Here is a 19,493-nt window from a genome sequence, read left to right as displayed (position 1 = left end):
CGAAGCATTGCTGGGCAATGTACATGCGCAGCATGCGCTCAAGACCGACCGGCGGCCGGCCACGACCATCGCCTTTCGGATAGTACGGCAGCAGCGCCGCAACCAGAGTTGGCCACGGCGTTGCAGCCTCGATCTCTGCAAGGAAACGGTCGCGTCGAGTCAGCTTCTTCTTGCTGGCGTACTCAACATCGGAAAAGCTCATCTGCGTCATCGATTTACTCGGAAATTGGATGCGCTATTGTGACAGCTCAGCAGATTGGCAGACGATTAAATCAGTACTTCCCTAAAGTATTGCGCCTGTCGGCAGCTTTTACAGCTTGCTCGCCATCCATTCAAGTAATCTACCAACAAAAATAAATAAGGCAATGTAAATACAGGAGAATCCCATTTTCCTTCGAAGCTGGCATACCCTATGCTAGATAGATTATCGGAAGCAGCAGGATCGTGTTTTGGCATGACAGTAATCATGCCCTTCCATTTATCCTAACAACCGATAAGGAAATATGTGATGAATCCACTGATCAAGGTCAAACAAATCCTTGCAACGGCATTCCTGGCTGCGGCGTCCATCGCCCTGCCCTCGCATGCCATGGTGGTAGGACCCAGCGATAAGCCGCACACCATCGTCCTTGCCGACAAGGATGGATCACCGATCCTCGGCAGCGATTTCGTTCCCGGCCCGACAGTGCCCGGCAAGTGGGGGTCGCCCGTGTTCGGCACCGGGGCAACCGTCACCTGGAGCCTGATGCCAACCGGCACGAGTTGCGCCGCCGAAGTTGGCGGATGCACGATCACCGCCCTCGACGACTTCATGCCGACGGGCTACCTGAGTGCGATCACCGCCGCGTTCGCCGCCTGGTCGGCGGTCGCAGACATCGTGTTCACCCAGGTCGCCGATAACGGCGTGCCCTTCAACGCTCCCGGGACGGTTGCGGATATCCGCATTGGCGGGCATATCATGGACGGCGCCCTCGGTGTCCTTGCTCATGGCTACTACCCGCCTGTAAATGGGACGAGCGCCGCAGGAGACATCCACTTCGACGTCGCGGAAATCTGGAAGCTGGGCTTCGGCGGCGCCGGCTTCGATATTTTCCAGGTCGCCGCGCACGAGATCGGCCACGCGATCGGCCTCGCTCACACGGCGGTCCCGAACTCTCTCATGAACCCGTTCTACACTGAAGCCTTCTCCGGCCCGCAGGCGGACGATATCGCCGGCGCGCAGTTCATCTATGGACCGGCTCACCCGGTGCCTGTGCCCGGCACCCTGATGCTCCTGAGCCTCGGTCTCCTGGTCCTGGGCGTCGCGCGCCGCCGCGCCTGACATCCGGCCAGGCCGGGGGACAGCATGCGTCACGGGCACACGCCGACACCATCAGCATTCGGCGTGTGCCCAAGCGATGATAGAGTTCCATCGATGCGACGATGCTTGCGTTTCAGGGCGCCGAGCCACTGGTGTCATGGCCGTCATGCTGGTCTTTATGGAGGCACTTTCATGAAACGCATCGCGGCATTGTTCCTATTGGCGGCATGTCTGTTTGCGGGGGAGGCTTCTGCCGTGTGGGTGCGAATGAGTGACGCCGATCTCGTCGGGCAGTCCGACATCATTGTTTCGGCCACGCTCGTTCGTATCGAGCGACAAGCCATGTCCGGATCGGCAAGCTCACGCGAGATCGGCGTTCTCGACATCCACGACATCCTCAAGGGCCCCGCCAACATCGGCGTGGTGCACCTGGCGCTGCCCTCCGGCGACGCGCCGCGTTCCAGTTCCGACATTCACTACAGCATAGGCCAGAAGGGCCTGTGGTTCCTCCGGACGGTTCCGCCAGAGGGCGAGCGGCCCCTGTACCGTGCCGACCATCCGCAGCGCTTTCTTCGGGACAAAGAAGCGATTCCCCGCATGCCATATTTTCAGGATTTGATCGAATCTCGCCGGTAGCGCTTGATTACTGCCAGGATGTGGCGGTGGCCGCATCCCACCCTGCCAATCCTGCCCCTTCAGTGACTTGCCGCTTTCGGCAAGCTCGACCGCGTACCGTCGCGCCTATGAACATGCACCGGACTGCCTGCTGCCCTGCTCTCCCATCCATGCCGGCCAAACGCGGCGACGCTCGCGCGTCCGTTCTTGAGCCGGCCACGCGACAGGAGTCCTGGATTGTCTCGCGCCTGTGTCGACCGTGAGGCGACGCCGGCAGCTCATGCCACTCCCACACCCGCCGGAAAGGAATATTTAGGCCATGGCATCAGTCCGGCCAAGAACACGCTCGCCATGTTGATGCGCAGAGCCTGGCACATGCCTGCTATCGCCCCTTGCCGGGTGACCGCAACCGGCCCACGGCAGGAACCGGCGACGCTGACCTTGACGCTCACCACCGGACCACGCCCGTCCGGTGAACAGACTGGCCGGGCATCGCGTTCATTTGGCTACTGGGGCGACTGAGGAAAATGTGGAATTGTCTGGTCAAGGCAAACCCACGGTTGCGCACCAGCGGTATATATGTCCAGCATTGGCTTGAAGTCCGAAGTATCGTCCAGCGAGGGAAATCGGATGGATGTGAATTGTGGATTGGCTTCGCTTTGCGTGAACAGGGGGGTGCCACAGTCAGAGCAAAAACTGCGGGTGGCGAGACCACCACTGCTTGCACGAACTGCGTATGTGTTCGGCGTACCGCTGATCTCGAGGTCGGCAGTCATGACGACGATGCCTGATGCGAAAGGAGCGCCACTCGAGAGCTGACAGTCCCTGCAATGGCAGTTGATCATGGCGACGGGCGCCCGCCTACCTAGGTAGCGGATCGATCCACATGCACACCGGCCTGAGAAAGGAAGCTTCATGTCGTGTTCTCCTGGGGAAGACTAATTTATTTAAACGGAAGCAAATTTTGCGTGACCGGTTCGGGCCAACTGCTGTCGTCCATTGCATGGTGGTTCTCGACCCATTGCAGGCACTCACCTGCCAACTCTCTGGAACAAGACGCTCTGCTCATGGGCGTGTCATCTTACATTCAACACTCTTCCAAGTGTATCCAATCGGTTCCGCGAAGGTCCTGAGCTTCCTTTTGCGTCGACGTATTGCACGCCATCGCATGCGCTAATAAACAGCAAAAATGGTTCATTTAAAACCATTGGGAAACGGCCTGGGAGCGGGCGGATCCGATCATCACCGGCTGGGGCGTGAAGGGCGAGAAGCCGCCTTCGAATGCGGCTGGATCGAGTGATGCCCGCCCGTCTGGCGACCCGGCCCGCTTCCTGCGATGCGATGAACACCAGCCAGTGCCTTCTCACCGCCGATCGATAAAATGATCGCCCGCCCCCGCCGGCAAGGCCAGCATGTCGACCAGGCTGGCAAGCGAGACGACGGCGATCAGGCCGAACGCGATCTGGTAATGCTGGTAGTTGCCTGCCACGCCGTGATTCCCCGTCGCCGACGTGATCGTTTCGGCGAAGCGCAAGGCCATCGCCGCCAGCGTGATGCCGGCCGCCGAGGCCAGTTGGCCGATGGTGTTGGACAGGCTGTTGGCGTCGGTCATGGCGTCCTTGTCGATATCGGCGAACGACACCGTGCTCAGTGCGGTGAACTGCATCGACCGGGTCATGCCATTGACGAGCAGGACCAGGCCGATCCACCAGATCGACGAATCCGGCTGCAAGGTCGCACACGCGGCCAGGCTGGCCGAGGCCAGCAGTCCATTCCAGACCAGCACCGGACGATAGCCGAAGCGGCGCAGGATGGGCGTGGTGACCGTTTTCATCAGCAGGTTGCCGGCAAACAGGATCAGCACCAGCAAGCCCGCTTCGAAGGGGTCGTAGCCGAATCCGAGCTGGAGCATCAAGGTGAGCAGGAACGGGGTACTGCCGATCGCCATCCTTGCCAGCGAACCGCCGCGCAGCCCCGCGCGAAAAGTCGGCACCCGCAAGGACCTCAGGTCGAGCATGGGATTGCCGGTCCGGCCGAAATGCCGGAATGCCACGGCCAGCAACAACAGGCCGGCTCCCGCCAGCGCCAGGTTGAAGCCGCCGAGGTCCACGACCAGCCGTTCCAGCCCGGACAGCAGCATCAAGGTGCCCGCTCCACACAACAGGAACCCGGTCCAGTCGAAACGCCTGCGCGGGCCGCGTACGTCGGGCACCAGGCGCCATGCCGCCGCCAGCGCGGCCAGGCCAAGCGGCACGTTCAGGAAGAAGATCCAGTGCCACCCCAGGTGCAGCGTGATCAGGCCGCCGAGCGGCGGTCCGATCACCGGCGCCACCAGCGCCGGCCAGACCAGCGCCGACATCGCCGCCATCAGGCGTTCCTTCGGCGTGTACTTGAGGATCACCAGCCGCCCGACCGGCACCATCAGGGCGCCGCTGAGTCCCTGCAGCGCCCGCATCGCGACGAAGACCCACAGCTCGGTGGCCAGTCCGCACAGGGCCGAGCTGAGCGTGAACAGGGCGATCGCCAGCGCGAACACCTTGCGGCTGCCGACACGGTCGGCGATCCAGCCGCTGGCCGGAATGAAGATGCCGACCGCAAGCAGGTAGACGCTGATGCCGATGTTCAGTTCCAGCGCTGTCGTGCCGAACGACTGCGCCATGGCCGGCAGTGCCGGCGCGATGATGGCGCCATCCAGGATTTCCATGAACAGCGCGCCCGTGACGAGCCAGGTAAGGAGCCGCAAGCGGGCGCCGTCGGGCGCAGCGGTAACGGATGGCGTGGCCTGGGGAGGGGTTTGTGTCAAATGCTAGCCTGGCAGAGGTCGCGTGAAAAAATCCTGGTGTTGCCTGGCATATTCTAAGGCAGGATTGTGCCTTCACTGACGCAATGCGGCGATATCGCGCGCGAATTTCCTTATCGCTGCGATGCCGGTGGCAGGGGGTGACGGCGTCGTGTAGCGGCGGCCCGTCAAGACCATGTCGCCTCCCACTTCTGGAAGTGTGCGGCCGGCATCGGCATGCTGATGAAATAACCTTGTGCGACGTCGCAGTCCAGGGCCGCCAGACGTTCCCACACCGACTGGCTCTCTACGCCTTCGGCAATCACCTTCAGGCCGAGATTATGGGACAGCTCGATGGTGGAGCGAACGATCACCGCCGAATCCTCGCTCCGCGTCATGGGCATGACGAAGGACTGGTCGATCTTGACGGCATCCACCGGCAGCTTTTGCAGGTAGGACAGGCCGGACTGGCCGGTGCCGAAATCGTCGATCGACAGCAGTACGCCCAGCTGCTTCAAGCGGATCAGCGTCTCGAGCGCACCGGCCGGGTCCACCATCAAGGCGCTTTCAGTCAACTCGAACTGAAGCAGTTCAGGCTCGATGCCCCAGGTTGCGAACAGGCGGCGGATATTGTCGATCAGCCCGGGGTCGTAGAGATCGAGCGCCGACAGGTTCACCGCCAGTGGCCATTCCAGTCCCGCCGCGCGCCATGAATGACTTTGCCTGAATGCCGCTTCCAGCATCCAGTTTGTCAGCGGCGTGATGGTCCCCGCCTGCTCGGCGAGCGGGATGAATTCCGACGGCGAAATCATGCCCTTCAGCGGATGCTGCCAACGGACCAGGGCTTCGGCGCCGCACACGCGGCGCGAGGTGATGTCCGCCTTGGGCTGGCAATACAGGCGCAGTTCGTTGTGTTCGATCGCCCGGTGCAGATCGCCCATCAGCGACAGGCGCCGGGTATATTCCTTCTCCTGGCCCCCGGTATAGATGGCGTAGCCCCCGCGGGTCGGCTTGGCCTGATGCACGGCGGCGTTCGCGCGCCGGAGCAGAGCATCGGCGTCGGTCGCATGGGCAGGAAACAGGGCGATGCCGATGCCTACCCGCGCATCCAGCGTCAGCTCCGACACGTCCACCGGCTGGCGCAAGGTGGCCACCAGCTGCTGCGCCACGCGGACCGCTTCGTCGGCGCCCGCATTCGGCAACAACAGGGCGAACTCTGCTTCGCCCACCCTGGCCAGCGTGTCGCCCTCCTGGACGACCTGCGCCAGACGCCGGCCAAGCTCCAGCACCAGCTTGTCGCCGGAACTGTAGCCAAGCACTTTGTTGATGTCGTAAAAGTGGCCGACTTCCAGATGCAAGAGCGCCAGGGCGTGGCGATCTTGCCGGGCTACGGCCATTGCCGATTCCAGTGTCTCCATCAATAGCGAACGATTTGGCAGCCCGGTGAGCGTATCGTAATAGGCCAGGCGGGCGATCGTGGCTTGCGCTTCCTCGCGCTGGACGCGCATGCGCAGATTGGCAATGCCGTACGCCAGATCGTCGGCCAGGTCACTGATCAGCCTGACCTCGGCATCGTCGAAGGCTTCCGAATCGACGGCAGCCATGATCAGGGCGCCGAGCACCTTTCCTTCGACACGAAGAGGAAATGCGGTCACCGAAGCATAACCAAGCCGGAGCGCACGCTCGCGTATTCTTTCATAGCCGGGACCAGCGTAGATGGGATCGGTCAGCAGTTGCCGGTCAACAACAGGCGTGCCGGTACGGATCGCGACGCCGGTCGCAGTCTGGCCCAGTTCGCAATCTTCCCATGTGAAACTGGAGGAATTCAGCTCGTCCAGATCCGAACCGACGCTTGCCATCCAGCGGACGCTCTTTTGTGAGTTCTGTTCGGCGTAGGCCACCGAAGCAAGACGATAGCCCCCCGTATCCACGATGACACTGCACATCTCGCGCAGCAGTTGCTCTTCGTCCGAGGCTCGCAGCAGGGTTCGGTTGCCCGCTGTCAGGGTCGCAAGGGCCCTGGCAATGCGCGCCAACTCACTCCCGCATTGGCCGGTGTCCAGCACAGGAGCACCGTTCGCTTCAGTCGGTTCATCAAGGACGTTTGCCATCGCGTCACTCCAGCGTTTGACAATTTAATTATATCCCTCCATCACTTGCACACTAGCAGAGACTGGTCCGCACACCCGTCCAGACGGCTATGCAGCCCTTGCGCCGTCCCTGCTCAGGGACAGCCTTGCAGTTGACGCGGCAGTCGCAGGATGTCGCGCGTGGGAAACGTCCAGCACGAACACGCCGACCGACTTGCTCAGCAGCTCGGCCTGCTCCTGCATCGCCGCCGAGGCCGACGCCGCCTCCTCGACCAGCGCCGCATTCTGCTGCGTCACCCGGTCCATCTGGCTGATCGCGTGGTTGATCTGCTCGATGCCCGAGCTCTGCTCCTGGCTGGCCACGCCGATCTCGCCGATGATGTCGGTCACGCGCCGCACCTTGCCGACGATGTCGTCCATCGATGTTCCGGCCTCGGCCGCCAGCCTGGAGCCGGCGCCGACCTTCTGCACCGAGTCCTCGATCAGGACCTTGATTTCCCTGGCGGCGGCAGCCGAGCGTTGCGCGAGGTTGCGCACCTCGGCGGCAACCACGGCAAACCCGCGGCCCTGCTCGCCCGCGCGTGCCGCTTCGACCGCCGCGTTCAGTGCCAGGATGTTGGTCTGGAACGCAATGCCGTCCACCACGCCCGTGATGCTGGCGATCCGCCTGGCCGCCTCGTCGATCTGGCGCATGGTGGCAACCACCTCGGCCACCACGGTACCGCCCTTGAGTGCGGATTGCGCGGTGCTGCCGGCAAGCTGCATCGCCTGGCGCGCGTGGTCCGCGGTTTGCCTGACGGTGCCGGTCAACTGCTCCATCGAGGCGGCCGTCTCTTCCAGCGAGCTGGCCTGCTCTTCGGTACGCGCGGACAGGTCCATGTTGCCCGCCGCGATGTCGGACGAGGCGATGACGATCGCGTGCGCACCGCCGCGTACCCCGCCCACCATGCGCTGCAAGTCCGTGTTCATTTTCCGCAGTGCATCGAGCAGCGCCCCGGTTTCGTCCTTCGAACCGGCGGCAACGGTGGTGGAAAGATCGCCGGCGGCGACCGCTTGTGCGACCTGCACCGCCTGCTCCAGCGGCTTCGAGACGATGCGCGCAAGCGTTCTCGCCAGCGCCACGCCAAGCAGGATCGCCAGCAGCAGGCCGCCGGCCAGCAGTTGGCGCCCTTGCTCGTAGTTTGTCCTTGCCGCCTGGCCGGCTGCGTTGGCCCCGTGCTGGTTCAGGTCGACCAGCTTGCCGACCTGGGCATGCACCGCGGTCGCCAGCCGCGACGATTCGCCCCGGCTGGCGACGATCGCTTCCGTCGCACGCTGGGTGCGCGCGAGCACGATCAACTTCTTGCTCTCTGCCAGGTATTCGCTCCACAGGCGCGTCAGTTCCTCATAGGCGTGGCGCTCCGCCTGGGTGCCCAGGCTCGCATGCAGGTCGATGCGGCTCCGTTCGAAGTCGGCGGCGAAGTCGCCGATACGCTTCTCGTACTGGTCCATCCTGGCGGCGTCGTCGGAAATGATGGTTTGCAGCACGACCGAGCGGTGGCGGCCGGCGGCCGCCTTCATCTCGAGCACCGCGCGCACGCTCGGCAGCCATTTTCGGTCGAGGTCTTCCGCCGCCTGGTTGACCGTGGACAGTTGTACCAGGCTGAAGATGGCGAGCGCCACAGTCAGGGCAAGGATCGCGCCGAATGCCACCATCAGCTTGTTGGCGATGCGCAGGGCGTAAAACAGTTTCATGGGGAGCTTTGAATGGGGCAGGCCCGGGCCTGCCGGTCTGGATGGATCAGAACGAATGGCGCAAGCCGAGGTCGAGCTCACGCGGGCCGGTGCCGAACTTTGTCGTCGCGAAGTTCATGTTGCTCATCCGGGCATACGCCGCATACACGATGGTGCGCTTCGACAGCGAATAGTTGTAGGCCAGCGCGACCTGATCGGCGTCGAAGTCGGTCGTGGCCGCACGGTCGTCCTTGCGGATGTACGAGGCCATGAGCTTGTGCTTCCCCACTGGCACGGTCACCCCGAGCAGCAGGTCGCGGTCTTCCGCGTCCTTCATGCCCTGGTTCACGCCGTAGCCGATGCTGCCGGTGGCCGGGCCGAAATCGTACTTGACCATGTACAGGGTCGAATCGCTGCGGTCGGTGGCGGTGGCGTTATTCACCTGGTGGTGCGCGATGCGCAGCGCCAGCCTGCCCGCCTGATAGCCGACCGAGGCGCCGAGCTGGCGCGATTTCTCGCTGTCGCCGGCGACTTCGCCAGCGGCATATGACAGCTTGGCGTCGAAGCCGCCGATGGCCGGGGTCGCATAGGTGACGGTATTGGGCGTGCGGGTACCGCCGGTTTCCGCCTTCATCAGGCGTCCCGCGGCGCCGCCGTAGTTGTTCGCGAACGGGTCGACCGCGGTGAGGGTCTTGTAGATCGGGGTGTACTGGCGGCCAAGGGCCAGCGAGCCCCACTGCCTGCTGTCGATGCTTACCCAGGCTTCGCGGCCGAACAGCAGGTTTTCCTTGTCGGTGCCGCCGCTGTCCAGCGCAAGGGCCGCTTCCAGCACGAAGCGAACGGTCCAGCCCCCGCCCAGGTTTTCGCTGCCCTTGAAGCCGAGGCGGCTCGACTGCGACATGCCGCTCGCCACATTGGTCACGCTCCCGCCGGGGCCGCCGCTGCTGAGCGCCAGGCCGGCGTCGAGGATGCCGTAGATCGACACCTGAGACTGCGCCGAAGCGGCGCCGGCGCATCCCGCCAGCATCGCGGCGAAAAATACCTTGTAGTTCATTACTATTCCAGTTCTGATTGCTTATCCGTATCGCGGAACGGGCCGGACATGCGCGCGGCATCATCCAGCCCGTAAGGAATTACTTCTCGAGGCTGCGGTCCCAGCTGATGATCGCGTCCGCGACCGCCTGCGGCTGTTCCGGCACCAGCGCGTGGCCGGCATTCGGGATCACCTTGACGGTGACGCGCGGGCCGAACTCGTCGCGGATTTCGCCGCGGGTTTCGACCGGCTTGAACAGGTCCTGCTCGGCCTGCAGGTCAAGCAGCGGCTTGCTGCCGCCCGACCACCAGTCGGACTGCCTGGTGGCCCTGCCGGCCATGCGCTGACTTTCGCTCACTTCCGGGTACCAGCCGTGCAGCCAGACGCTCGCGTCGTGGCCCGGCTTGAAGAACACGCGCTGGATCGACTTCAGGCGCTCGGCATCCGGCAGCGAGAGTTCGGCGCTGCGGTCGACATGCTCGGACAGGCCGGCCGGGTACTTCTTGGCCGCTGCCGCGACGATGACGACGCCGCGCACCAGTTCCGGATGATCGACGCCGGTCATGCGCGCGACCCAGTTGCCGAACGCGTGGCCGACCACCAGCGCCGGCTGCTTGCTGCCTTCGGCGCGGATCACGGCGGCGACGTCATTGGCCAGGTCATGCAAGGTGATGCCGTGCATCGCGCCGCTGCTCTTGCCGATGCCGCGCGGCTGCGGGCGCACCACACGGTAGCCCTGCTTGACGAACAGCCCGGCCAGTTCGTCGAAGTCCTCGGCGCCGCGGCCACGCGACGGCAGCATCACGACCAGCGAACCCTTGCCTTGGGACAGTACCTCGATGCTGCCGACCATGCTGCGCTGGACCGGGGTCATCGCCCCTGCGGTGGCGGCCGGCGCGGTGGCGGAGGTCGGGCCGACGCTGGTGCAAGCGCCCAGGAGCGCGGCCAGGGCCAGGCAAAGCAAACTTTTTTTCATGTCTCTTCTCTTTCTAGGATCAGCCGGTCATTTCGCAGGGCGAACCCGCGGGCGGCATCAGGTTGAAGACCTTGATGGTCATGGAAATCAGGGTGTAATAGCCGGCGATGCCGACCAGGTCGACCACGCCCGCGCTGCCCAGCAGCGCGGCGGCCCGCGCGTACAGGCTGTCGGGGATCGCGCGCTGCGTGTCCAGCGTCGTCATGAACTCGTACACGAGCGCCTCGTCTTCGCGTTCGAACGGCGGCGCGGCGCGGTCGCGAATGGCGTCGACCACTGCCTCGGGCAGGCCGGCCTTGAGCGCGATCGGCTTGTGCGCCCACCACTCGTACTCGGCGCTCCAGGCGCGGCCCAGGATCAGGATCGCCAGTTCCGACAGGCGCGGCGGCAAGGTGGTCTCGTAGCGGCAGTAGCGGCCGAGCGCCTGGGCCGTGTTGGCCAGCTCGGGACGATGCAGCCACACGGCCAGCGGACCGCGCACGCCGCCGCGCGGACCGCCGGCGATCTGGTCATGGATGCGTTGCTGTTCAGCGGTGAGCGCCGCAGGATCGAGGTCTGGAATGCGCTTCATTTCTGCTTCTCCAGAAGAAGGGCGGGCCCCGGCTGGCCGGCCTTCGCCGCAGACACTGCGGCATCGAAGCGGGCCCGGTCGAAGGCGCCCTCCCACTTGGCCAGCACGAACACCGCGACGCAGTTGCCGACCATGTTGGTGAGCGCGGTGGCGGTGGCCATCAGGCGGTCGATGCCGAACAGCAGTCCCAGCCCGCCGAGCGGCAGCTGGCGCATGGTCTGCATCGTCGCGGCCAGCTTGATGAAAGCGCCGCCGGCCACCGTGGTGCCGCCTTTGGACGTGAGCATCAGCACCCCCAGCATGCCGGCCTGCTGCATCAGCGTGAACGGGGTGTCGGTGGCCTGGGCGATGAAGCCGACCGCCATCGCCATGTAGATCGACGTGCCATCGAGGTTGAAGCTGTAGCCGGCCGGGAGCACGAAGCCGACCACCATCTCGTCGCAGCCGCCATCCTTCAGCTTGACCAGCAGGCGCGGGAACGCCACTTCACCGGACGCGGTGCCGAATACCAGCAGCAGCTCTTCCTTGATGAGGCGCAGGATGCCGAACAGCGACAGCCCGGAGTACCAGCACACCGCGCCGAGCACGCCGAACACGAACAGCAGCGACGCGGCGTAGTACAGCACCACCAGTTTGAGCAAATAGACCAGAGTCATGCCGCCGTAGGCGCCGACCGCCGCCGCCATGGCCCCGAAGGCGCCGATCGGCGCCAGGCGCATGACGTAGCCGAGGATCTTGAACAGCACTTTCTGGCCTTCGTCGATACCGCGCAGGATGACGGAATCGGGGCCGACCGCCTGGTTCAGCGCCACGCCGGCCAGCATCGAGATCAGCAGCACCTGCAGGATGTCGCCCTTCGCGAACGCGTCCACCAGCGTGTGCGGGATCATGTTCAGCAGGAAGCCGGTGAGCGTCATCCCGCTGCCCTGGCTGGCGGCAGTGGCAGCCTGGGCGACCGATTCAGGCTCGACCAGGTTGGTGGCGTGCAGGCCGGCGCCCGGCTGGAACAGGTTGACCAGCACGAAGCCGACCCCCATCGCCACCGTGCTGATGACTTCGAAGTACAGCAGCGACTTGAAGCCGAGGCGCCCGAGCTTGCCGAGGTCCTTGGCATGGGCAATGCCGTGCACGACCGTGCAGAACACGATCGGCGCCAGCAGCATCTTGAGCAGCGCGATGAAGCCCTGGCCGAGCGGCTTCATCGCCATCGCCGTCTCCGGCGCGGCGAGGCCCAGCGCCACTGCCAGCAGCAGCGCGAGGATGACCTGGATATGCAGTTTCTTAAGATGGTTCATGGTGTCTCTGGTCTTTTGTCGTTTGTTCTTGAAAGGCCCAAGTGCTCGCCCATCAATAAATGTGTTCTGGCTGCCATCACCGGCGCGTTGCTGCGTTGGCTCGCGCTTGCAGTGCTCGCACTGCGGCGCGGTCGCCGCCTTGCGCCGCATCCGGTTCTGTTCGCCAAAACTCCCATTTATTTCTGTTCGAGTACTTAGCCGGCCAGGGCGGCGCTGAGCGCCTGGTTGAATGCCCTTGGCTGCTCGATGTTCGGCAGGTGGCCGGCGCCAGGGATGCGCACCAGCGTCGCGCCGGGGGTCGCCTGCCGCATACGCTCCATGACGGCCGGCAGCGCGCCGTCCTCGGCGCCGACCAGGTACCGGACCGGCATCCCCAGCCGCGGATAGTCGGCGGAAAAGTCGTACGCCTGCATGGCGCGCGCGCAGCCGACATAGCCTGCCAGCGGCGTCGCGGCGATCATGGCCGCCATCCCTTGGCGCGCCTGCGGCGCGCGTTCGCCGAAGCCGGGAGTGAACCAGCGCGCGACGGTTGGCTCGGCGATCGCCGCCATGCCCTCGCGCCCGACCAGGTCGATGCGTTCCTGCCAGGCGGCCGCCGCGGCGGCAGGCGCGGCCCATTGGCCGTCGCAGGCGATCACGCGCTCCACGCGGGCGCCGTGGCGTGCGGCGCAACGCAGCACGGTCACCGCGCCCATCGACACGCCGACCAGGGTGGCGCGCCCGATCGCCAGCGCGTCGAGCAGGCGCACGACATCGTCGGCCAGGGCGTCGAAGGTCCACGCTTGGCCGGGATCGGCCGGGGTCGCGCCGTGGCCGCGCTGGTCGTAGCGCAGGATGCTGTAGTCGCCGGCCAGGTGGGAGACCTGCTCCTCCCACATGCCGAAGTTGGTGGCGTGCGAATTGCTGAAGACCAGCCAGGGAGCGCCTTCGCGCCCGTCGATGCGGCAGTTGATCGGCGCCGCGCCGTCGACGTCGAGCAGGAAGCTGGCGCCGCGCTGGATTGCGTTGGGGTTAAGCATGAGGAAATCCGGTCCGATGCGGGTAGGCGGCGTCTCAGACGCGGCGGTACGGCGCGTACAGGTTGAAAACGGTGGCGCCGGCGCCGTCCACGCAGGCCAGCGCAGGCGCGAGTTCCGGCGCGAATACCGGCGCACTGAACAGCGAGACCGCCCAGACGGTCGCCTGGCCGTCATTGTCCTCGACATACAGCCGGGCTTCGATCAGGTGCGGATGCGCGCCCAGGGTCTCGCGCACGGCCGCGCCCAGGCGCGCCGCCCGCTCCGGCGTGGCCGCCGGGTAGGCCGCAAGCAGCAGGCGCGCCACCGGCGCCGGGTCGAGCGGCAGTTCGCTGGTGCCGGCGGCAGCGCCGGCGATGATCCGTGCGCGCCCAACGGTGCGCGGCAGCAAGCGGCGGCTCCATGGCGTCGAGTTGGCGCCGGACACTGCCAGGTAGGCTTCGCTGCTCAGCGCGGCGGCCGAATCGAGGTCATAGTAGGCAAGCCAGCGCGGCCATCCGTCCAGGCAGACCCAGCGCGACCCGGAGCGAAACCCCGGCAAACCGCGACGCTGCGGAAAATGCTCGCTGTCGTACCAATCATTGAATTCTTCCTCATGGCTGGAAGGCGGCTCCATCGTCACCATCAGCGCATATTTTTGCTCGCTCATTACTTTCCCTTGGCCGGTTGCCGTGGCGGGTAGAAGGCGGTACCACGGCGAGAGGGGGATCATACGGAGCGGCCCAGCTGATTGACAAATACCTTTAATTGATGGGAAGCTATGCTTTTGCGGCATACTTCGGAAGGAACCGCATCGAGATTGTTATAGGAGCTCAAAAATAGACATCCGCGAACTGCGTTCCTTTATCTGCGTAGCCCGTACGGGCAGCTTCAGCCGCGCCGCAAGCGAACTTTTCGTCGCCCAGCCTGCCTTGAGCCGCCAGATCCGCAAGCTGGAAGAAGAACTCGACGTGACGTTGTTCGTGCGCCACGGCCGCGGCGTCAAGCTGACCGGCGCCGGCGCAACCCTGCTCGAGCGGGCCGAAATGATCACCCACCTGGTCCGGCAGACCGGTGAACAGCTGCGTGCGGCCGCCGCCGACAACGTCAGCGGGCACCTGTCGGTCGGCCTGCCGCCTGCGGTGATGCTGCTGCTCGGGCCATCGCTGGTCGAACGCTTCCGCCGCGACTTTCCGCGGGTGCACCTGCACATCCGCGAGGGATTGAGCGTGTCGCTGCAGGAATGGCTGCTCGACCGTCGGGTCGATCTTGCGATCCTGTACAACCCGGCCCCGCTCGAAGAGCTGGACATCCAGCCGGTGTTCAGCGAATCGATGTTGCTGCTCGGACCGCCCGACGGCGAAGCCACGGCCGGCCACGCCAGCCCGATCCGCTTGCAGGAACTGGCGGGGCTGCCGCTGATCCTGCCTGGGGCGCCGCACAGCAACCGGCGCCTGATCGAACATGCCGCCGCCGAAAGCGGGTGCCGGCTGCGCGTCGTTCTCGAGGTCGATAGCGTGGCCCTGACCAAGCGGCTGGTTCACCAGGGATATGGCTATTCGCTCTATACGTATGGCGCGGTGCACGACGACGCGATACGCGGCGACCTCACGCTGCGGGCCGTGGAACGTCCGGCGATCCGCTCGGTGCTCACGATCGCCACCTTGCGCGAGCGCCATGCGTCGCCGCTGGTGGGCCAGCTCAAGGAGATTGTGCGCGACAAGCTGCACTCCCTGTTCCACGGCGACACCTGGCACGGCGAGGGGGTATGGATCGGGGACACGCCTTACGGCGAGCGTCGACAGCCCGGCTAGTGGGTCACTTGGCAACGGGAGTGGCCAATAAAAGCGATGGATTTTTGCGCCAGGCCAGGCGCAAACCGCAGCGATAGCTGGCTATCGCGAGGATGTGCAACAACGCCTGGCGCAAAAAGACGCGCTTTTATGTCACGATCTGTTGCCAAGTGACCCACTAGTACTTCGGCATCAGGAACGATGCACTTTTGTGAGGCACCCAGTGCTTTTCAGCATGCCAGGCAAGACATCCACGCGCTACCCCTCCGTCTTCCCCGTCCAGGCGTTTCATGTTTTCCAACAGCGTGACGATGTAATGCAATGAATCGTTCGCGCTGGCTGACGCGGCGCACCAGGCGCCGCGCGACGCGTTCCCGACGGGACGGGAATCAGACCTGCGCGTTCCGGATCATGTTGCGCGCGATGACGATCTGCTGGATCTGGGTCGTGCCTTCGTAGATGCGGAACAGGCGCACGTCGCGATAGAAACGCTCGATCGCATAGTCGGAGACATAGCCGGCGCCGCCATGGATCTGCACCGCACGGTCGGCCACGCGGCCGCACATCTCGGAAGCGAACATCTTGCAGCAGGCGGCCTCGGTCGAGATGTCTTCCTTGTTGTCGCGGCGCCGCGCCGCGTCCAGCACCATGGAGCGCGCCGCATAGATTTCGGCCTTGCTGTCGGCCAGCATCGCCTGGATCAGCTGGAACTCGGCGATCGGCTTGCCGAACTGCTGGCGCTCGACCGCATAGCGCAGGGCATCGTCCAGCATGCGCTCGGCCGCCCCGACGCAGATCGCCGCGATGTGCAGACGGCCCTTGTCCAGCACCTTCATCGCGGTCTTGAAGCCGACGCCTTCCTTGCTGCCGATCAGGTTGGCCGCCGGCACGCGGCAGTTGTCGAAGATGACGTCGGCGGTATGCGCGCCCTTCTGCCCCATCTTCCTGTCGGTCTTGCCGATGAAGACGCCCGGCGTGCCCTTCTCGACGATGAAGGCGGAAATGCCGCCCGCACCCGGGATATCCGGATTGGTGCGCGCCATCACGGTGAAGATGCCGGCTTCCGGGGCATTCGTGATGAAGCGCTTGGTGCCATTGATCACATAGAAATCGCCATCGCGCCGCGCCGAGGTGCGCAGCGAGGCCGCATCCGATCCCGAGCCCGGCTCGGTCAGCGCGAAGGACGCGATCAGCTCGCCCGAGGCCAGCCTTGGCAGGTAATGGCGTTTCTGCTCCTCGGTGCCGTCGACGATCAGGCCTTGCGAGCCGATGCCGTTGTTGGTGCCGATCAGGGAGCGGAAGGCCGGCGAGGCCTTCGCGATCTCGAAAGCGACCAGCACCTCCTCTTCCATCGTCAGGCCCAGGCCATCGTATTCCTCGGGGATGCACAGGCCGAACAGGCCCAGTTCGCGCATGTCGGCGACGACGCTTTCCGGGATCTCGTCGGTTTCCGCTACTTCGTTCTCCGCCGGCACCAGCTGCTCGCGCACGAAACGGGACAAGGTATCCAGCAGTACCGCCATGGTTTCTTGGTCACGTATCACGTTGTCTTCTCCAGCGTCGATTGCGGCGCGGCGCCAAGCCGCGCCGCGAGGTGATCAATAAGCGCCCTGCCCGAGCGAGCCGCCGATTTTCCGGACCAGCTCGACCAGCAAGGGGCCGACTTCATGTTGCAGATATTCGCGATTGCACTTGAACGCGGGCATGCCGCAGTTAAAGGCCATCATCATGCCGTCCGGGGCCAGGAACGGCACGCCGACTCCGCAGGTGTCCTTGTCCCATTCGCCGATCGACATGCAGAAGCCGTAGTCGGCATGGTCGCGCAGGGCCTGCTCGATGCCGGCCTGCAGGCGCGGCCAGTCGTGCTCGTCGCGCAGGCGGATCTGGTCCAGCAGGAAAGCGCGCTCGGCTGCGGGCATGGCGGCCAGGCAGGCGCGCCCCATGGCGGTGGTGGCCAGCGCGAGCCGGGTGCCGACGCCGCGCTGCAGCGTGATCGAGGCGCTGCTGCGCACCGATTCCACATACACCATCGACAGGCGGTCGCGTACGCCCAGCGACACCGAGGCTTGCGAGCGCTCGGCCAGTTCGCGCATGAAGGGCCGCGCCACTTCGCGCACGTCGAGCCGCGACAGCATGGAATAACCCAGCGCCAGCACGCCGGCGCCGAGCCGGTACTTGCCTTCGGCTTCCAGGTGCTCGAGGTAGCCCAGCTTGGCCAGGGTGCCGGCCAGGCGCGCCACGGTCGGCTTCGGAATGCCGGCCCGGCGCGCCAGCTCGGAAATGCCGATCTCGCGCTCCTTCGATCCGAAGCAGCGCAGCAGTTCCAGCCCTCTGGCCAGGGCAATGACGAACTGCCGGTCCTTGCCCTGCTCGTCCTCGTCGAATCGTTGAATATCGCTGCCGTCGTCCACGGTGCCCATGCCCGCCTCTCCTTCATGTCGGCCATCCGGCAAGCCGGCTCTTTGCAGGAAAAAACATCATCATCTTTTCATGCCGCGTCCAAGCCTGTCAAGAATTTTCAAACCAAGGGTCCACTATGCGAACCGACATGGGGGAGGCGGGAGATTTCCAATACCTTCAGCACTTTCAGGGCTTTACAAGTGCAAGAAACTTAAATAGTCTTCATTTAGCCAGTTATTTTCAAACCATGGGTTCGCACAGCAAACCAATAAACCATGAACGAGGCAATCCTCCAGGATGCGTCGCTCGACAAGCTTGCCGACAAGGGCAAGCTGAGCGCCTAGGATGCGGCCGCTGCCTGCGCCCGCCGGTCGATTGCCGCCGCACTCGACGGGCTGGCGCCCTGCACCACGGTGGTCGAAGCCATCGTCGAGAACCTGGATGCCAAGCAGGCGCTGCTCCTCCAGCTCGAAACCGTGGTCGGCGACGACTGCATCCTCGCCACCAACACCTCGTCGCTGTCGGTGACCGCCATCGCTGCCGCCTGCCGCCTGCCGCAAGCCGGGCCGGGTCGCCGGCTTCCATTTTCTCAGCCCGGTACCGCTGATGAAGATCGTCGAGGTGATCGCCGGTCCGCTGACCGATGCCGGGGTGGCGCCGATCCTGGTTGGCATCGCCCGCCGGATGGGACATACCCCGGTGCGCGCCAGCGACACGCCTGGCTTCATCGTCAACCACGCCGGGCGTGGCTACCTGACCGAATCGCTGCGTATCCTGGGCGAGAACATCGCGTCCCATCCGGAACTCGATCGCATCCTGTGCGACGCCGCAGGCTTTCGCATGGGACCGTTCGAGCTGCTGGACCTGACCGGACTGGACGTCTCGCAGCCGGTCATGGAATCGATCTACACGCAGTATTACGAAGAACCGCGTTTCCGCCCGTCGCCGATCGCGCGCCAGCGGCTGGCGGCCGGGCTCGGGCGCGGCTTCTATGCCTACGAAGACGGCCAGAAACAGGAACCCGCCCCCGCCCCGGTGCCGCCGCGCAGCGCGATCCGGGTCTGGCTCAGCCCCGGCGATGCCGCGGCCTGGCCGGCCGTCGACCAGCTGCTGGACCAGCTGGGCGCCGAACGCGATCGCGGCGCGCGTCCGGCCGATGACGCCCTGTGCCTGGTCCTGCCGGTGGGTCAGGATGCCACCAGTGCCGCGGTCGCCGCGCAACTCGATCCGGTTCGCACCGTGGCGCTCGATCCGCTGTTCATCCGGGGTCGCCGCACCTTGATGACCACCCCGCTCCGGTGTGCCAGCGGGTGCTGGCCACCATCGTCGACATCGGCGCCGACATCGCGCAGCAGGGCATCGCCGATCCCGAGGATATCGACAGGGCGGTGACGCTCGGCCTCGGTTACCCGAAGGGGCCCCTGGCACTGGGCGATGCGCCAGGCGCCGCCACCGTCCTGCGCATCCTGGACGGCCTGTTCGACTTCTACCGCGATCCCCGCTACCGCCCCAGCCCGTGGCTGAAGCGCCGCGCGCTGCTGGGCATCTCGCTGCTCGCTCCGGACAACTGACCCACTCTCACCCTGAAGGAGCACCCGCATGGCCGGAGCACTGTCACACATCCGCATCCTCGACCTGGCGCGCGTCCTCGCCGGCCCCTTGGCACTACCGTCCAGGGACCACGATTTCATCCATGCTGTTGGCAGGTTCGAAGCGTACGGTTTCCACTTCCCTGTTCTTTCCAGCCGGGCTAATCCACTGCTTTCAGCATCGACTCGATGACTTTCTTGGCGTCGCCGAAGACCATCATCGTGTTGGGCTGGTAGAACAGGTCGTTGTCCAGGCCGGCGTAACCGGACGCCATCGAGCGCTTGTTGACGATGATGCTCTTGGCCTTGTAGGCCTCGAGGATCGGCATGCCGGCGATCGGGGA

17 protein-coding genes and 1 pseudogene are annotated in these 19,493 nt (G+C 65.0%); 4 read left to right on the top strand and 14 right to left on the bottom strand.

From position 1 onward, the window contains the following. The coding region (locus H162_RS33625; protein ID WP_020652189.1) for a transposase at positions 1–211 on the bottom strand (211 nt) is incomplete at its 3' end. A gap of 297 nt (positions 212–508) precedes the next feature. Here H162_RS33625 and H162_RS32940 point away from each other — a divergent pair. Then, positions 509–1,321, top strand: a complete 813-nt coding sequence (locus H162_RS32940) for a matrixin family metalloprotease (protein WP_020656694.1) — start codon at positions 509–511, stop codon at positions 1,319–1,321. Positions 1,322–1,492: 171 nt separating this feature from the next. Continuing rightward, a complete protein-coding gene (locus H162_RS0127455; RefSeq protein WP_020656693.1) occupies positions 1,493–1,936 on the top strand; it encodes a hypothetical protein in 444 nt (147 codons plus the stop codon). 485 nt (positions 1,937–2,421) lie between these two features. On the opposite strand, the gene H162_RS35810 is transcribed toward H162_RS0127455, so the two are convergent. The 10 genes from H162_RS35810 to H162_RS34860 form a co-directional block, all read right to left on the bottom strand. Beyond that, positions 2,422–2,832 (bottom strand): GFA family protein, encoded by a 411-nt coding sequence (locus H162_RS35810; protein ID WP_084677153.1) that lies wholly within the window; start codon positions 2,830–2,832, stop codon positions 2,422–2,424. Between the two features lie 446 nt (positions 2,833–3,278). Continuing rightward, on the bottom strand, positions 3,279–4,718 hold the full coding sequence (locus H162_RS0127450; protein ID WP_229452300.1) for an MFS transporter: 1,440 nt from the start codon (positions 4,716–4,718) through the stop codon (positions 3,279–3,281). A 164-nt stretch (positions 4,719–4,882) separates the two neighbouring features. Further along, positions 4,883–6,805, bottom strand: coding sequence for a putative bifunctional diguanylate cyclase/phosphodiesterase (locus H162_RS0127445; RefSeq protein ID WP_084677152.1), 1,923 nt, complete (start codon positions 6,803–6,805; stop codon positions 4,883–4,885). A gap of 87 nt (positions 6,806–6,892) precedes the next feature. Next, positions 6,893–8,518, bottom strand: coding sequence for a methyl-accepting chemotaxis protein (locus tag H162_RS0127440; RefSeq protein WP_020656690.1), 1,626 nt, complete (start codon positions 8,516–8,518; stop codon positions 6,893–6,895). Between the two features lie 46 nt (positions 8,519–8,564). Further along, positions 8,565–9,551 (bottom strand): porin, encoded by a 987-nt coding sequence (locus H162_RS0127435; protein WP_020656689.1) that lies wholly within the window; start codon positions 9,549–9,551, stop codon positions 8,565–8,567. Positions 9,552–9,630: 79 nt separating this feature from the next. Further along, a complete protein-coding gene (locus tag H162_RS0127430) occupies positions 9,631–10,506 on the bottom strand; it encodes an alpha/beta fold hydrolase (RefSeq protein ID WP_229452299.1) in 876 nt (291 codons plus the stop codon). Positions 10,507–10,525: 19 nt separating this feature from the next. Then, a complete protein-coding gene (locus H162_RS0127425) occupies positions 10,526–11,077 on the bottom strand; it encodes a carboxymuconolactone decarboxylase family protein (RefSeq protein ID WP_020656687.1) in 552 nt (183 codons plus the stop codon). Beyond that, a complete protein-coding gene (locus H162_RS0127420) occupies positions 11,074–12,372 on the bottom strand; it encodes a C4-dicarboxylate transporter DctA (RefSeq protein ID WP_020656686.1) in 1,299 nt (432 codons plus the stop codon). Before H162_RS0127420 ends, H162_RS0127425 begins: the two co-directional genes overlap by 4 nt. 194 nt (positions 12,373–12,566) lie before the next feature. Next, on the bottom strand, positions 12,567–13,391 hold the full coding sequence (locus H162_RS0127415) for an alpha/beta fold hydrolase (protein ID WP_020656685.1): 825 nt from the start codon (positions 13,389–13,391) through the stop codon (positions 12,567–12,569). Positions 13,392–13,425: 34 nt separating this feature from the next. Further along, entirely contained in the window at positions 13,426–14,037 is a 612-nt protein-coding gene (locus H162_RS34860; RefSeq protein WP_020656684.1) for a DUF4286 family protein, read from the bottom strand. Positions 14,038–14,161: 124 nt separating this feature from the next. Between H162_RS34860 and H162_RS0127405 the strand changes: the two genes are divergently transcribed. Further along, entirely contained in the window at positions 14,162–15,181 is a 1,020-nt protein-coding gene (locus H162_RS0127405) for a LysR substrate-binding domain-containing protein (RefSeq protein ID WP_371846952.1), read from the top strand. 368 nt (positions 15,182–15,549) lie between these two features. On the opposite strand, the gene H162_RS0127400 is transcribed toward H162_RS0127405, so the two are convergent. Both H162_RS0127400 and H162_RS0127395 read right to left on the bottom strand, forming a co-directional pair. Next, positions 15,550–16,704 carry an acyl-CoA dehydrogenase family protein gene (locus H162_RS0127400; protein WP_026355172.1) on the bottom strand — a complete coding sequence of 385 codons (1,155 nt, stop codon included), beginning with the start codon at positions 16,702–16,704 and terminating at the stop codon, positions 15,550–15,552. A 54-nt stretch (positions 16,705–16,758) separates the two neighbouring features. Further along, entirely contained in the window at positions 16,759–17,580 is an 822-nt protein-coding gene (locus tag H162_RS0127395) for an IclR family transcriptional regulator (RefSeq protein WP_020656681.1), read from the bottom strand. A 291-nt stretch (positions 17,581–17,871) separates the two neighbouring features. On the opposite strand from H162_RS0127395, the pseudogene H162_RS33615 reads away from it, so the two are divergent. Next, positions 17,872–19,131, top strand: a pseudogene (locus tag H162_RS33615) (3-hydroxyacyl-CoA dehydrogenase family protein); the annotation flags it as partial. Positions 19,132–19,310: 179 nt separating this feature from the next. Here the strand turns inward: H162_RS33615 and H162_RS32140 are convergent. Further along, a partial coding sequence (locus tag H162_RS32140) for an NAD(P)(+) transhydrogenase (Re/Si-specific) subunit beta (protein WP_020656679.1) occupies positions 19,311–19,493 on the bottom strand: 183 nt, incomplete at its 5' end.

The organism is Massilia niastensis DSM 21313, from assembly GCF_000382345.1.
Taxonomy (GTDB): domain Bacteria; phylum Pseudomonadota; class Gammaproteobacteria; order Burkholderiales; family Burkholderiaceae_D; genus Telluria; species Telluria niastensis.
This window is presented reverse-complemented; position numbering and strand designations above follow the sequence as displayed.

Excerpts from the sequence above, each read along its gene's own strand:
- H162_RS0127395 (WP_020656681.1), bottom strand. The coding sequence starts at position 17,580 with ATGGGCACCGTGGACGACGGCAGCGATATTCAACGATTCGACGAGGAC.
- H162_RS0127420 (WP_020656686.1), bottom strand. The coding sequence starts at position 12,372 with ATGAACCATCTTAAGAAACTGCATATCCAGGTCATCCTCGCGCTGCTG.
- H162_RS0127435 (WP_020656689.1), bottom strand. The coding sequence starts at position 9,551 with ATGAACTACAAGGTATTTTTCGCCGCGATGCTGGCGGGATGCGCCGGC.
- H162_RS0127455 (WP_020656693.1), top strand. The coding sequence starts at position 1,493 with ATGAAACGCATCGCGGCATTGTTCCTATTGGCGGCATGTCTGTTTGCG.
- H162_RS0127440 (WP_020656690.1), bottom strand. The coding sequence starts at position 8,518 with ATGAAACTGTTTTACGCCCTGCGCATCGCCAACAAGCTGATGGTGGCA.
- H162_RS0127430 (WP_229452299.1), bottom strand. The coding sequence starts at position 10,506 with ATGAAAAAAAGTTTGCTTTGCCTGGCCCTGGCCGCGCTCCTGGGCGCT.
- H162_RS0127425 (WP_020656687.1), bottom strand. The coding sequence starts at position 11,077 with ATGAAGCGCATTCCAGACCTCGATCCTGCGGCGCTCACCGCTGAACAG.
- H162_RS0127415 (WP_020656685.1), bottom strand. The coding sequence starts at position 13,391 with ATGCTTAACCCCAACGCAATCCAGCGCGGCGCCAGCTTCCTGCTCGAC.
- H162_RS0127445 (WP_084677152.1), bottom strand. The coding sequence starts at position 6,805 with ATGGCAAACGTCCTTGATGAACCGACTGAAGCGAACGGTGCTCCTGTG.
- H162_RS32940 (WP_020656694.1), top strand. The coding sequence starts at position 509 with ATGAATCCACTGATCAAGGTCAAACAAATCCTTGCAACGGCATTCCTG.
- H162_RS35810 (WP_084677153.1), bottom strand. The coding sequence starts at position 2,832 with ATGAAGCTTCCTTTCTCAGGCCGGTGTGCATGTGGATCGATCCGCTAC.
- H162_RS34860 (WP_020656684.1), bottom strand. The coding sequence starts at position 14,037 with ATGAGCGAGCAAAAATATGCGCTGATGGTGACGATGGAGCCGCCTTCC.